The organism is Streptomyces sp. BR1 (assembly GCF_052373795.1).
Classification (GTDB): Bacteria; Actinomycetota; Actinomycetes; order Streptomycetales; family Streptomycetaceae; genus Streptomyces.
Genome location: NZ_CM126252.1, coordinates 6,358,717 through 6,371,480, shown reverse-complemented (window position 1 = coordinate 6,371,480; position 12,764 = coordinate 6,358,717). Strand labels below are relative to the sequence as shown.

Annotated in this window: 12 protein-coding genes; 9 read left to right on the top strand and 3 right to left on the bottom strand. The window is 73.3% G+C overall.

What is annotated here, in order from left to right:
* Positions 1–34: 34 nt before the first annotated feature.
* From ACT1U9_RS27990 to ACT1U9_RS27975, 4 genes are all read left to right on the top strand, one after another.
* Entirely contained in the window at positions 35–970 is a 936-nt protein-coding gene (locus tag ACT1U9_RS27990) for a M56 family metallopeptidase (RefSeq protein WP_444535386.1), read from the top strand.
* Positions 971–1,054: 84 nt separating this feature from the next.
* Complete coding sequence (locus ACT1U9_RS27985; protein WP_444535385.1) at positions 1,055–1,852, top strand: HAD family hydrolase; 798 nt, start codon at positions 1,055–1,057, stop codon at positions 1,850–1,852.
* A gap of 44 nt (positions 1,853–1,896) precedes the next feature.
* Positions 1,897–2,514 (top strand): TetR/AcrR family transcriptional regulator, encoded by a 618-nt coding sequence (locus ACT1U9_RS27980; protein WP_444535384.1) that lies wholly within the window; start codon positions 1,897–1,899, stop codon positions 2,512–2,514.
* A gap of 100 nt (positions 2,515–2,614) precedes the next feature.
* A complete protein-coding gene (locus tag ACT1U9_RS27975) occupies positions 2,615–4,006 on the top strand; it encodes an FAD-dependent oxidoreductase (RefSeq protein WP_444535383.1) in 1,392 nt (463 codons plus the stop codon).
* Between the two features lie 4 nt (positions 4,007–4,010).
* Here ACT1U9_RS27975 and ACT1U9_RS27970 read toward each other — a convergent pair whose 3' ends face one another.
* A complete protein-coding gene (locus ACT1U9_RS27970; RefSeq protein ID WP_444535382.1) occupies positions 4,011–4,370 on the bottom strand; it encodes an ArsR/SmtB family transcription factor in 360 nt (119 codons plus the stop codon).
* 117 nt (positions 4,371–4,487) lie between these two features.
* On the opposite strand from ACT1U9_RS27970, the gene ACT1U9_RS27965 reads away from it, so the two are divergent.
* On the top strand, positions 4,488–5,579 hold the full coding sequence (locus tag ACT1U9_RS27965) for an NADH:flavin oxidoreductase/NADH oxidase (RefSeq protein ID WP_444535381.1): 1,092 nt from the start codon (positions 4,488–4,490) through the stop codon (positions 5,577–5,579).
* Between the two features lie 15 nt (positions 5,580–5,594).
* Here ACT1U9_RS27965 and ACT1U9_RS27960 read toward each other — a convergent pair whose 3' ends face one another.
* A complete protein-coding gene (locus ACT1U9_RS27960) occupies positions 5,595–7,508 on the bottom strand; it encodes a neutral/alkaline non-lysosomal ceramidase N-terminal domain-containing protein (RefSeq protein WP_444535380.1) in 1,914 nt (637 codons plus the stop codon).
* Between the two features lie 207 nt (positions 7,509–7,715).
* On the opposite strand from ACT1U9_RS27960, the gene ACT1U9_RS27955 reads away from it, so the two are divergent.
* From ACT1U9_RS27955 to ACT1U9_RS27940, 4 genes are all read left to right on the top strand, one after another.
* Complete coding sequence (locus ACT1U9_RS27955) at positions 7,716–8,807, top strand: WD40/YVTN/BNR-like repeat-containing protein (RefSeq protein ID WP_444535379.1); 1,092 nt, start codon at positions 7,716–7,718, stop codon at positions 8,805–8,807.
* Between the two features lie 10 nt (positions 8,808–8,817).
* The gene (locus tag ACT1U9_RS27950; protein WP_444535378.1) at positions 8,818–9,495 is read left to right on the top strand and encodes a uracil-DNA glycosylase; all 678 of its coding nucleotides are present in this window, start codon (positions 8,818–8,820) and stop codon (positions 9,493–9,495) included.
* Positions 9,492–10,604 (top strand): N-acetylglucosamine kinase, encoded by a 1,113-nt coding sequence (locus ACT1U9_RS27945; RefSeq protein ID WP_444535377.1) that lies wholly within the window; start codon positions 9,492–9,494, stop codon positions 10,602–10,604. Before ACT1U9_RS27950 ends, ACT1U9_RS27945 begins: the two co-directional genes overlap by 4 nt.
* A 95-nt stretch (positions 10,605–10,699) precedes the next feature.
* On the top strand, positions 10,700–11,620 hold the full coding sequence (locus tag ACT1U9_RS27940; protein ID WP_444535376.1) for a sirohydrochlorin chelatase: 921 nt from the start codon (positions 10,700–10,702) through the stop codon (positions 11,618–11,620).
* Positions 11,621–11,680: 60 nt separating this feature from the next.
* Here ACT1U9_RS27940 and ACT1U9_RS27935 read toward each other — a convergent pair whose 3' ends face one another.
* The gene (locus tag ACT1U9_RS27935) at positions 11,681–12,724 is read right to left on the bottom strand and encodes a lactonase family protein (protein ID WP_444535375.1); all 1,044 of its coding nucleotides are present in this window, start codon (positions 12,722–12,724) and stop codon (positions 11,681–11,683) included.
* Positions 12,725–12,764: the final 40 nt, after the last annotated feature.

Below are 12,764 nucleotides of genomic sequence, written 5' to 3'. Positions count from 1 at the left end.
CCTATGGGCAGGGCCCCGCTCATAGGCTGAGGCCATGATGGTCTCCCTCGCGCTGCTGGCGCTCGGCGTCGTGTCCGCCGTGGTGGCCCCGCGGCTGTTCGCGCGCGCCCACTGGGCCGAGCGCGAGCCGGTGGTGGCGCTGTGGGTCTGGCAGTGCGTGGTGGCGGCGGTGCTGCTCTGCTTCGCGCTCGCGATGGTCTTCAGCGCGGCGGCGGCCTGGCAGACGGTACGGGGGCAGGTGTTCGCCCCGGCCCCGCGCGCGGTGGTCGACGCGTACGCGCTCGGCCCGTACGGCCCGTGGTCGGCGGCGCTCGCGGTGCTGCTGTTCTGCGGCGGCGCCTGGAGTGCGGCGATGCTCACCCGGGAGATCCGCGAGGCCCGTGCCCGGCGCCGGGCACGCCGCTCCGAACTGCTCGTCCGCGCGCCCCTGCTGCCCGGCGAGGAGCCCGGCGGAGCGCCGCTGGTGGTCCTGGAGGCGCAGCGCCCGGACGCCTGGTGGCTGCCCGGGCCGACGCACCAACTGGTTATCACCACGGCGGCACTTCGCCGCCTGAAGGGCCGTCAGCTCGATGCCGTGCTCGCCCATGAGCAGGGCCACGCGCGCGCCCGGCACGACTGGCTGCTGCACTGCTCGGCCGCGCTGGCCAACGGCTTCCCCAAGATCCCGGTGTTCGCCGCGTTCCGGGACGAGATGCACCGCCTCGTCGAACTGGCCGCGGACGACGTGGCGTCGCGGCGCTACGGGCGGCTGACGATCGCGCTCGCGCTGGTCGAACTCAACGAGGACCGTGGGCTGTTCGGCCCCTGCCCGGCTCCGCACGGCCAGGTCCCGCAGCGCGTGAAGCGTCTGCTGGGCGGCGCCCCCCGGCTCCCCGCGGGCCACCGCCTCCGCCTCACGGCGGCGGCCGCGCTGGTCCCGGTCGTCCCGCTCCTGGTGGCCTTCGTCCCGGGCCTGCGCGCGCTGGGCTAGCCGTCCGTACGTCGTCGACGACGCGAACCTCCCGAGTCCGACAGGGCTTGATCCGGCCGGGCCGCGCGGGGAAGGATCGCGACCATGGCGATCGAGGGTGTGCTGTTCGACTTCTCCGGGACACTGCTGCGCGTCGAGTCGACCCATGAGTGGCTGTCCGCCACTCTTGACGAGTCCGGGATCGCGGCGCCAGAGGAACAAGTGACGCTCTGGGCACGGCAGTTAAAGGAGGTTGGCGCGCTGCCGGGCGGCAGCAACCCCCTTCGCGTACCGCCGCATCTGACCGAGCTGTGGGCGACCCGCGACCAGAGCTCCGCGCTGCACCGGGCCGCGTACACGGGCCTGGCGCGGGAGGTGACATTGTCAGATCCGCAGTTGTACACCGCGCTCTACGACCGGCACATGACACCGGCCGCGTGGCACCCGTACCCCGACACGAAGGCGGTCCTGACGGGGCTGCGGGAGCGGGGCGTCAAGGTGGCCGTGGTCAGCAACATCGGCTGGGATCTGCGGCCGGTCTTCCGTACGCACGGCCTGGACGGCCTGGTGGACGCCTATGTGCTGTCGTACGAGCACGGGGTCCAGAAGCCGGACGCGCGGCTGTTCCGGGCGGCCTGCGAGGCCGTCGGGTGCGATCCGGGCGAGGTGCTGATGGTCGGCGACGACCGCCGGGCGGACGGCGGTGCGGCGGCTCTCGGCTGTGCGGTGCACTTCGTCGACCATCTGCCGGTCGGAGAACGGCCCGCGGGGCTCACGCCCGTACTGGACCTCGTCGACCAGGGCAGATTCGGGCCGCCCTTTCTGGGTGATCCCCCGCGTCACCCAGAAAGGGCAGCAAATCCGCAGGCCAGAACCCCCGGGAGGGGTTCCCGCATACGGTGACCTGAGTATATTGGCTCAGAGCCAGTCAACGCAGGAGTTACAGCATGTCCCCGCGAAGCGCATCGGTCAATGAAGAGTTGCGCCGACGTTCCCGTGAACGGCTGCTCCAGGCGACAGTCGAGCTGGTTGCGGAGCGCGGCTACGAGGCGACCACCCTCGGCGACATCGCCGACCGGGCCGGGTCGGCCCGCGGTCTGGTCTCGTACTACTTCCCGGGCAAGCGCCAACTGCTCCAGTCGGCGGTCCACCGGGTCATGCACCTGGCCCTGAACGCGGGGCTTGAGCAGGAACCGCACACCGACGACGGCCGCGAGCGCCTGGCCCGGGCCATCGACGCCATACTGGCCCTCACGTACGTGCACCCCGTCCTGATGCGGGCCCATATGGCCGGCATCCTCCAGGCCGAGGGGTTCGTGCAGTGCCCCGAGCAGCAACGGTTGTCCTGGCTGCTGCGGGACACCATGGAGCGCTACGGTTCTCAGGACGTGGAGGCCGACTATCCGATGCTCCGCGCGCTGCTGATGGGCGCGGTCTTCGCGGCACTGCTGCCCGGAGCGCCCATGGAGGTGCCCCGGCTGCGCGCCGAGCTGTTCCAGCGGTTCGGGCTCGACTGGGAGCTCGGGAACCCGCCGCCGCAGGGGAAACCGCTCCCCGTGCCGTGACGCCCGCGGCGAAACCGTTCGCCGTCCCCTGACGCCGCGCGCGCACCGGTGCGATGCTGGAGTCCCTGGTGGGTTCCACCCGCGGAAGGGAGCTCCCTTCGTGCTGCGTATCGCCGTCGTCGGTTCCGGGCCGAGCGGGGTCTACACCGCCCAGTCACTTCTCACCCAGAGCACGGTGCCCGGGCTGCGGGTCGATGTCCTGGACCGGCTGCCCTGTCCGTACGGCCTGGTGCGGTACGGGGTGGCGCCCGACCACGAGAAGATCAAGTCGCTCCAGAACAATCTGCGGGCCGTCCTGGAGGACGAGCGGATCACGTTCCTCGGCCATGTCCAGATCGGGCCCGGCGGCATCGCGCCCGAAGCACTCCTCGGTCTCTACCACGCGGTGGTGTACTGCGTGGGCGCGGCCGCCGACCGTCGGCTCGGGATTCCGGGCGAGGACCTGCCGGGCAGCTGCTCGGCCACCGACTTCGTCTCCTGGTACAGCGCCCACCCGGACGCCGAGGGCAACGGCTTCTCCCCTGCCTGGCTCGACGCGCGCGCGGCGGTCGTGATCGGCGCGGGCAATGTGGCCGTCGACGTCGCCCGGATCCTCTCGCGCGGCGCCGACGAGCTGCGGCCCACCGACGTACCGCACGCGGCCCTGGACGCGCTGGCCGCCGGACGGGTGCGCGCGGTGCACATGACCGCCCGGCGCGGCCCCTCGCAGGCGAAGTTCACCACCAAGGAACTGCGCGAACTCGGGGCGCTGCCGGGCGCCGAGGTGAGCGTGGAAGGCGCCGAACTGGCCCTGGATCCCGGCTACTTGGACCCGTCCGCGCTGCCAGCCGCCGTCCGCCGCAATGTGGAGGTGCTGCGCGGGTGGGCCGGGGGCCGCGAGCCGCGCGAGGTGGAGCGTCTGCTGCGGCTGCGGTTCTTCCTGCGCCCCGTGGAGATCCTGGAGCGGGACGGGCGAGTGGGCGGCGTCCGGTTCGAGCGGACGATGCCGGACGGGTCCGGTGGCGTGCGCGGCACCGGCTCGTACGAGGACATCGAGGCCCAGCTGGTCCTGCGGGCCGTCGGCTACCTGGGGGTCCCGCTCGCCGGGCTGCCGTTCGACCCGTCGAGCGGAACGGTTCCGCACGCGGCGGGCCGCGTGCTGCGCGACGGGGTGCCCTCGCCCGGCGAGTACGTGGCCGGCTGGATCAAGCGCGGCCCGACCGGCGTGATCGGCACCAACCGCCCGTGCGCCAAGGAGACAGTGACCTCGCTCCTGGAGGACGCCCCCGCGCTCGCCCTGCGCCCGGTCCAGGGCGAACCTCTGGACTCCCTGAGGGAGTCGGGGCTGCGACCGGTGGAGTGGCGCGGCTGGCTGGACATCGAGCGCGCGGAGGCGGAGCTTGGGCGGTCCCTCGGCCGGGGTTCGGTGAAGATCCCGGACTGGGACGGGCTGTTGACGGCGGGGCTGGGGGCGACGTCTGTGGATGAGCGGTTGGGGCAGGTGCCGGGCTAGCCGTCTACGCGGTGTCGCCGCCCACCCGGGCCGCCTGTCGGGCCGCCGCGTCCAGGACGCTGTCGAGCAGGCCCGGGAAGAGCGCTTCCAGGTCCTCTCGGCGCAGGCCGTTCATCTTGGCGGTGCCCCGGTAGACCTGCTGGATGACGCCGTTCTCGCGCAGCACGCGGAAGTGGTGCGTCGTCGTCGACTTCGTGACGGGCAGCTCGAAGCACGAGCAGGAGAGCTCGTCGTCGCCGGCCGCCGCCAGGTCGCGGACCACGCACAGCCGGATCGGGTCGGAGAGCGCGTGCAGCACCCCCTCCAGACGGATCTCCTCGCGCGCCGGGTGGTCGAGTTCACGCTTGCTCGTTGCTGTGGACACGGTCCCATTGTACGAGAGTCATCGTAGTTTGACATTCCTCGTACTACGATGGGTATCGTACGAGGCGTACCCGGCGCCGCCCTCCCGGCGCCGCGGCCGTCCTGAATGGAGTCTGCCGTGTCTGCTGCGAGTGCCCTGTTCGAGCCCTACACCCTGCGGTCGCTGACCTTCCCGAACCGGGTCTGGATGGCCCCGATGTGCCAGTACAGCGCCGAGTCCTTCGGCCCGAACGCGGGCGTGGCGACCGACTGGCACCTCGCCCACTACGGGGCCCGCGCGGCCGGCGGCACCGGCCTGATCCTCATGGAGGCGACCGCCGTCAGCCCCGAGGGCCGCATCTCCCCCTCAGACCTCGGCATCTGGAACGACACCCAGGTCGAGGCGCTGCGCCGGATCATCGCGTCCATGGAGAGCCAGGGAACGGTCCCGGGAATCCAGATCGCCCACGCCGGGCGAAAGGCTTCGACGGACCGCCCCTGGCAGGGCGGCGCGCCGCTCGCCCCCGGCAGCGAGGAGGGCTGGCAGCCGCTCGGCCCGAGCCCGGTCGCCTTCGGCCCGGACCACACGGTACCGGCGGAGCTGACGGTCGATCAGATACGGGAGATCGTCGGCCAGTTCGCCGACGCCGCCCGGCGCGCACTGGACGCGGGGTTCAAGGTCGTCGAGATCCACGGCGCCCATGGCTATCTGATCGGCGAGTTCCTCTCGCCGCACTCCAACACGCGTACCGACGCGTACGGCGGCTCGTTCGAGAACCGCGTCCGGTTCGCGCTCGAAGTCGCCGACGCCGTACGGGCGGTGTGGCCCGAGGAGCTGCCGCTGTTCTTCCGGATCTCGGCCACGGACTGGCTGGACGAGGGCGGCTGGACGGCCGACGAGACCGTCCGCCTCGCCGCGCTGCTCAAGCAGCACGGCGTGGACCTGCTCGATGTATCGACCGGCGGCAACGTGGCGGGCGTGCGCATTCCGGTGGCGCCCAACTACCAGGTCCCGTTCGCGACCCGGGTGCGCAACGAGAGCGAGCTGCCCGTCGCCGCCGTCGGCCTGATCACCGAGCCCGCCCAGGCCGAGAAAATCCTCGCCAACGGCGAGGCGGACGCGGTCCTGCTCGGCCGCGAACTCCTGCGCAACCCGTCCTGGGCCCGCGAGGCGGCCCGCGAACTGGGCGGCGAGGTGCACGTCCCGAACCAGTACTCCTGGGCGATCTGACACCGACCGCCGCGTTCAGTCGATGGCGAAGGGCTCGCTCACTCCGGTGAACGGGCCCTTCGCCGTGTCCCCGTGATACGCGAGCCGGTAGCGGCCGGGCGGGGTCGCGGGCGGTGCGGTCCAGGTCACGGTGGCGATCGACGTCGAGCCGCCGGAGCGGGACCAGCGGAAGGTCGTCGACCAGTCGCCGTCATCCGCTATGCGCTTCCAGCCGTCGGCCTTCCGGTGCTCGACGGACAAGTAAGTTCCGTTCCTGCGCAGGTCGTTGCCCGGGTGGGCGGCCACGAACGAGGCCGTGGCGCGGCGGCCGATCAGGGCGAAGGAGAGCACGTCGCCGAAGGCGCGGCCGGGGTGCGGCGCGTCCGAGGTTTGGTGGCGGTGCCGCCTGCGTACGGGCACGGGCGGCTCGGGAACCCCTCGGTCGACGGGTACGCCGTCACGTAGGGCGGTGGCGAGCGCGGCCATGGTCTGGCAGAGCGCGGGCAGCTCCCAGCGCCCGAAGAGCGTGCTGCCGCCCTCGTACTCCTGGGCGTCGTACTCCTCGGGCGTCGTCACGTAGTGGATGTAGCCGTTGCTGTATCCGGCGACGAGGACGTTCTCCAGGGGCGCGCCGAGGATCGCGGCGGCGGTACGGCGCAGTCGGAGACCGGCGACGATGGTGACCTCGCCGGGGATCCCGATGAGGAACAGCGGCCCGATGCGCAGGAGTTGGACGGGCGCGCGCTCCTGAACCATGGGCCGGACCCGGTTGACGGGCCCGGCGGGCAGGGCCAGCGCCTTGGGGTGCTGCGCGTCGCGCAGCCCCGGCGCGAGCGGGTAGAGGAGCCGCCGTGAGAGCGCGTCCCAGAGGGGGTTGGCGCCTGGCCGGAATCCCTTGAAGCCGGGGCCGTCGACCCACGCGCCCGCGAACGCCGCCGCGCCGCCGACGGGAGACGAGGTCCGGTGCGTACGGCCGTCTCCGGTGTACTCGGGGCGCACCTCGACGGCCGACAAGTGCACGTACGTAGTACGTGTGTCGATGCCGCCGGACATCTCGGTGCCGTGCAGCGCCGCCGCGGCCTCGTACTGGCGGGTGCCGATCACCCGGGTGTTCTCGAACTGGTCGCCGGTCGGGCCGCTGCCCGGCGACAGGCCCAGGTTGGGCGACATGTCACCCGCGTTGGTCTGGGCGAAGGCGGTCACCAGCTCCGGCGTGCCGTCCGCGAGGTAGTCGGCTCCGGCCACCAGGCGCTCCCAGTGGTACGCCGCGTAACCCTTGTTGTCCGCGCTGATCAGGCGGTTGCGGTTGGTCATGCTGGTGTTGTGGGTGGCGAACCAGTTGACGGCGCCCACGAGTTGGCCGTCCCGTTCCAGGGTGAGCAGCGTGGTCTGGGGGTCGACGGCCGCCGGGAAGTACGCGCGGTCGGCGGCGGGGTTGCGCGCGAAGGCTCGGTGGGAGCGGTTGACGCTGGCGCCGGTCAGCTCGCCGTGCGCGAGGCGCAGCACGGTCGGCGCCAGGTCCGCGATCGCCGCGTGCGCCGCCTCGGTGATCCCGTCGGTGATCGCGGCGAACGTACGCTCCCGGAAGCCCCCGGTGTTGCTGTTGTACAGCTCGTGGTGGAAGTAGCCGCCGGGGCCGCAGTGGGTGTGGGTCGCGGTGAGCATGACGTTGGACGCGTCGTACCCCTCGGGCAGCCGCGGCAGCACCTCCCGTACGACGCTGTCGGCCATCAGCGGCAGCTCGCACACCACAAGGAGCACCCGGTGACCCGCTGCCCGGTCCACGAAGGCGAAGGCGCGGGCGCGCTGGCGGGTGTGGATCCCGGCGCTCTGCTGGGCCGCCTTGCCGTACCCGAGCATGCCGCACTCGGCGGCCTCACCGGTGATGTCGGCGATGCCGCGCCCGGCCAGGAAGGCGGGGGCGGCCGGGCCGGTCGTTCCGTACGTCATCGTCGCTCCGCTCTCGTCGGGCCCGTACGGGGTGACTCGTACCGGTGACGCATACCAGTGACTCGTACGGGTGAAAAGGGCGCCGGGGCGTGGAAGCGACCGGTCCACACCCTCCGACCTGCGCGGATGCCGTCTGCGGGGGCCGCTGTCAGTGGTGGGGTGCAGACTGGCCACTATCCGGAACAACGGCGTTTTGGAGGGGTCGGGATGACCGACGTTCTGCTCACCGTAGGGACACGCAAGGGACTCTTCGTCGGCCGCAGGCACGGCGGCGGCAGCTGGGAGTTCGACGGTCCGCACTTCAATGCCCAGGCGGTCTACTCGATCGCCATCGACACCCGGCGAGCGGTCCCCCGGCTGCTCGTCGGCGGGGACAGCGCGCACTGGGGACCTTCCGTGTTCCACTCGGACGACCTGGGCAAGACCTGGGTCGAGCCACCTGAACCGGCCGTGAAATTCCCCGAGTTCACAGGGCGCTCCCTGGAGCGGGTATGGCAGCTGCACCCGGCGGGCCCGGAGGCGCCCGACGTGGTGTACGCGGGGACGGAACCGGCCGCGCTGTTCCGCTCCGAGGACGGCGGCGTGAGCTTCGAGCTGGTGCGGCCGCTGTGGGAGCACCCGACGCGCTCGCAGTGGGTGCCGGGCGGCGGCGGTGAGGGGCTGCACACCATCGTCACGGACCCCCGGGACGCGCGGGCGGTGACGGTCGCGGTCTCCACGGCCGGGGTGTTCCGCACCCGGGACGGCGGCGAGAGCTGGGCGCCCGCCAACAAGGGCGTCTCCGCGGTGTTCCTGCCGGACCAGCACCCCGAGTTCGGCCAGTGCGTGCACAAGATCGCCCAGGACCCGGCCGACCCGGACCGGCTGTATCTGCAGAACCACTGGGGGGTCTACCGCAGCGACGACGGCGGGGGCGAGTGGCAGGACATCGGCGACGGACTGCCCTCCACCTTCGGGTTCGCGGCCGCGACGCATCCGCGCCGCCCGGACACGGCGTATCTCTTCCCCATCACGGCCGACTCCGACCGGGTCCCGGCCGGGAACAAGTGCCGGGTCTACCGGACCGAGGACGCGGGTCGCAGCTGGGATCCCCTGACGGCGGGGCTGCCTCCCGAGGCGCACTACGGGACGGTGCTGCGCGACGCGCTGTGCACGGATGACGCCGACCCGGCCGGGGTGTACTTCGGCAACCGCAACGGCGAGCTGTACGCGAGCGCCGACGACGGGGACAGCTGGCACCTGCTCGCCTCGCATCTGCCGGACGTGCTCTGCGTACGGGCGGCGGTGATCCGCCAGTAGAGTGACGGCCGTGGCAGCACGACCGTTGAAAGAGATCGTCGAGCCCGGCTGGGCGGACGCTCTGGAGCCCGTAGCCGGACGGATCGCCTCGATGGGCGACTTCCTCCGTCAGGAGATCGCCCAGGGGAACACCTATCTTCCCGCCGGACAGCATGTGCTGCGGGCGTTCCAGCAGCCGTTCCACGAGGTACGGGTCCTGATCGTGGGGCAGGACCCGTATCCGACGCCCGGCCACGCCGTGGGGCTCTCGTTCTCGGTGGCCCCCGAGGTGCGGCCGCTGCCCGGCAGCCTGGAGAACATCTTCCGCGAGATGCACACCGACCTGGGCCTGCCCAGGCCCTCCAACGGGGACCTGACGCCCTGGACCCAGCAGGGCGTCCTGCTGCTCAACAGGGCGCTGACCACGGCGCCGCGCAAGCCCGCCGCACACCGGGGCAAGGGCTGGGAGGAGGTGACCGAGCAGGCCATCCGCGCGCTGGTCGCGCGCGGGACACCGCTGGTCTCGGTGCTGTGGGGCCGGGACGCCCGCAATCTGCGGCCGCTGCTCGGTGAGCTGCCGGCGATCGAGTCCGCGCATCCATCGCCCATGTCAGCGGACCGGGGCTTCTTCGGGTCGCGGCCGTTCAGCCGCGCCAACGACCTCCTGGCCCGCCAGGGCGCGCAGCCGGTCGACTGGCGTCTGCCGTGACCTCCGGCGCCGGCGCCTGGGTGCTCGGGGTCGACTCGGGCGGGTCCGGGGTGCGCTTCGCCCTCGGCCGGTCCGAACCGGGCTCCCCGACCGAGGTGTTGGCATCGGCGGAGCCGGTACGGACCGGCCCCGCCGGGATCGACGCCGGGCGGCTCCTTGCCCAACTGCTGCCCGCAGCCCGGGAGTTGCTGGCGCGGACCAGGGCCGAGCGGGTGGCGGCGGTGGCCGTGGGCGCCGCCGGGATGGCCTCGCTCGGCGACGACCTGCGGGCCCGGCTGCCCTCGGCCCTCGCCGAATCCCTCGGCGTGACGCGCCTCGCGCTGGCCGCCGACGCCGTGACGGCGTACGCGGGGGCGCTCGGGCAGCGGCCCGGCGCGGTGGTCGCGGCGGGCACCGGGATGATCGCGCTGGGCACGGATCTGACGGGGTGGCGGCGGGCCGACGGCTGGGGGCATCTGCTCGGCGACTGCGGCGGCGGCGCGTGGATCGGCCGCGCGGGCCTGGAAGCGGCCCTGCGCAGCCATGACGGCAGGCCCGGCGGGTCGGCGGCGCTGCGCGAGCGCGTGGAGGCACTGTTCGGCCCGGCCCCGGAGCTGCCGGGGCTGCTGTACCCGCGCACCGACCGGCCGGCGGTGCTCGCGTCCTTCGCCCCCGAAGTGGCCCGCTGCGCACCGTCCGACCCGGTCGCGGCCGCGATCCTGCGCCAGGCGGCCCGCCACATCGCCGAGGCGGCGGCCGCAGTGTGCCCGGACGGGGTGCGCGGGGGCGGGGAGCCGAGCGCCGACTCGTCCACCGGCGGCGTCACCAGCGGCGCGGGCGATGCCGGTTCGCACGTTTCCGGCAGCCTCCCTTCCAGCCACGCGAGCCCGGGCGAGACCGTGAGCGAATGCGAAGTCGCGCTCACCGGTGGGCTGTTCAAGATCGGTGATCCGCTGCTCGTCCCCGTACGAGAAGAGCTCGCCGCGCTGTTGCCGCGCGCGCGGCAAGTCGACGCGGCGGGGGATCCGCTCGCCGGAGCGGTGCTGATCGCCGCCGCGCTGGCCCGTGGCGAGCTGCGACTGCCGCACGACCCCCGCATGTTGTGCGTCACGACAGAGCAGGACACTTGAGGGCAATATCACTGACCGGATAAATGCGGACAGATACCGCTCACCTGCCCCCTACCCGAACAGCCGCGCCCGCAAAGCCAGTAGCATGCGGCGCCATGAGCTCCCCCACTGGGCCCGCATCCGGCCTGCCTGTACGAATGCCGCGACCCCGCCAGCCAGGGCGGCACCGCCGCCCGGAACCGGTGGTCGCTCCCGAGGGCGCGCCCGCCCTCGTTCTCGCCGTTCCCGGTACTCCTTCCCCGGCCGTGCGCTCGCTGGCCGAGGAAGTCATCAGCATCGCGCGCTCCGAGCTGCCCGGCCTCGACGCCCGGATCGGCTACCTGGACAGCGCCGACCACGAGTACCCCACGCTCGACGCCGTGCTCGCGCACACCGCCGCCGAGCGCACCGCCCGCTTCGAGCAGGCCCGTGCCGCCGGTCAGGACGTCACCGCGCCCGACGGCCCCGTCGCCGTCGTCGTGCCGCTGCTCGCGGGCCCCGACAGCGCGCTGATCCGCCGCGTGCGCCAGGCCGTCATGGACAGCCGCGCCGCCGCCGAGCTGACCGACGTCCTCGGCCCGCACCCGCTGCTCGCCGAGGCGCTGCACGTACGCCTCTCCGAGGCCGGTCTGGCCCGCGCCGACCGCGCCCGGCTGTTCACGGTCGCGACCGCCGCCGACGGCATCATCCTGGCGACGGTCGGTGGCGACGAGGCCGTGCAGGCCGCCGGGATCACCGGCATGCTGCTGGCCGCCCGCCTGGCCGTGCCCGTGATGGCCGCCGCGCTCGACCAGGAGGGCTCCATCGCCGCCATGGCCGACCAGCTGCGCGGCTCCGGCTCGATGCAGCTCGCGGTCGCCCCGTACCTGATCGGTCCCGAGGTCGCCGACGGTCTGCTCGACGCGGCCGCCAAGGAGGCCGACTGCCAGGCCGCCGACCCGCTGGGCGCCTACCCGGCCATCGGCAAGCTGGTGCTCTCGCAGTACGCGGCGGCGCTCGGCATCACGCCGCAGCCGCAGGGCTCCCCGGTGCACTGACGCACGCACCACATGAAGGGCCCGCACCGGACGAACGGTGCGGGCCCTCATGCATTCGCCTCAGCCGAAAATCACGCACGAGGCCGCGGGCGCCGCGACCGAACCGGCCCGGCGCGGGATGCCGCTCTCCTCGTAGAGGTCGAACCAGGTGACGTCGCCGGAACGCTCGTTGGCGGCGTAGAGGCGGCGGCCCGAAGGGTCGAGGGCGAGGTCGCGCGGCCAGTGGCCGCCGCAGTCCACCGTGGCCACCAGCGCGGCGCGCTCGCCGTCCGGGTCCAGGGCGAGCGTGGCGATCGAGTCGTAGCCCCGGTTCGCGACCCACAGGAAGCGCCCGTCGGGCGCCACGACGACCTCGGACGGGTACGTCCGGTCCGCCACCCCCTCCTGGACCACCCGGGTCTCCCCCAGCGGCTCCAGGACCCCTCGGACGGCGTCCCAGCGGCAGACGACAACGGTGGGCGCCAGCTCGTTCAGTACGTACGCGTGGCGGCCGTCGGGATGGAACGCCAGGTGGCGGGGGCCGGAGCCGGGGCGCAGCGCGCACTCGCCGTGCGGCCGCAGGACGCCCGTCACCGGGTCGAGCGCGCAGACGCGCACGGAATCGGTCCCGAGGTCCACGCTCACCAGCCAGCGCCCGCTCGGATCGGGCAGCACCTGATGCGCGTGCGGGCCCTTCTGGCGCTCGGGGTCCGGCCCGGAACCCTGGTGCTTCAGTACGTACGCGGCGGGGCCCAGGCGGCCGTCCGGGCGCACCGGGAGCGTGGTGACGCTCCCCGACGTGTAGTTGGCGGTCGCGAGGTGGCTCGCGAACAGGGCGAGGTGGGTCGGGGCGGCGCCGTCCACCGGCACCGGATCGCCGAGCGGGACCGGGGTGCCGCCGGTGACGTCGAACGCGGCGGCCGTGCCGTGCTCGCTCTCGCCGACCGCGTACAGCACGGTGGCGTCGGCCGACAGGGCCAGGAACGACGGGTCGGCCAGGGCGTCGGTGGCGCCGAGCGGGGTGAGCGCGCCCGTCCCCGCGTCCACGGCGGCGACGGTGATCCCCCGTCCGCCCGCCGTGGTGAACGACCCGATGAATGCCCGCCCGGCGCTGCTCTCGGCCACCCTGCTTCCCCTCTCGCGCGACTGTGCGCACCGGGGCCGC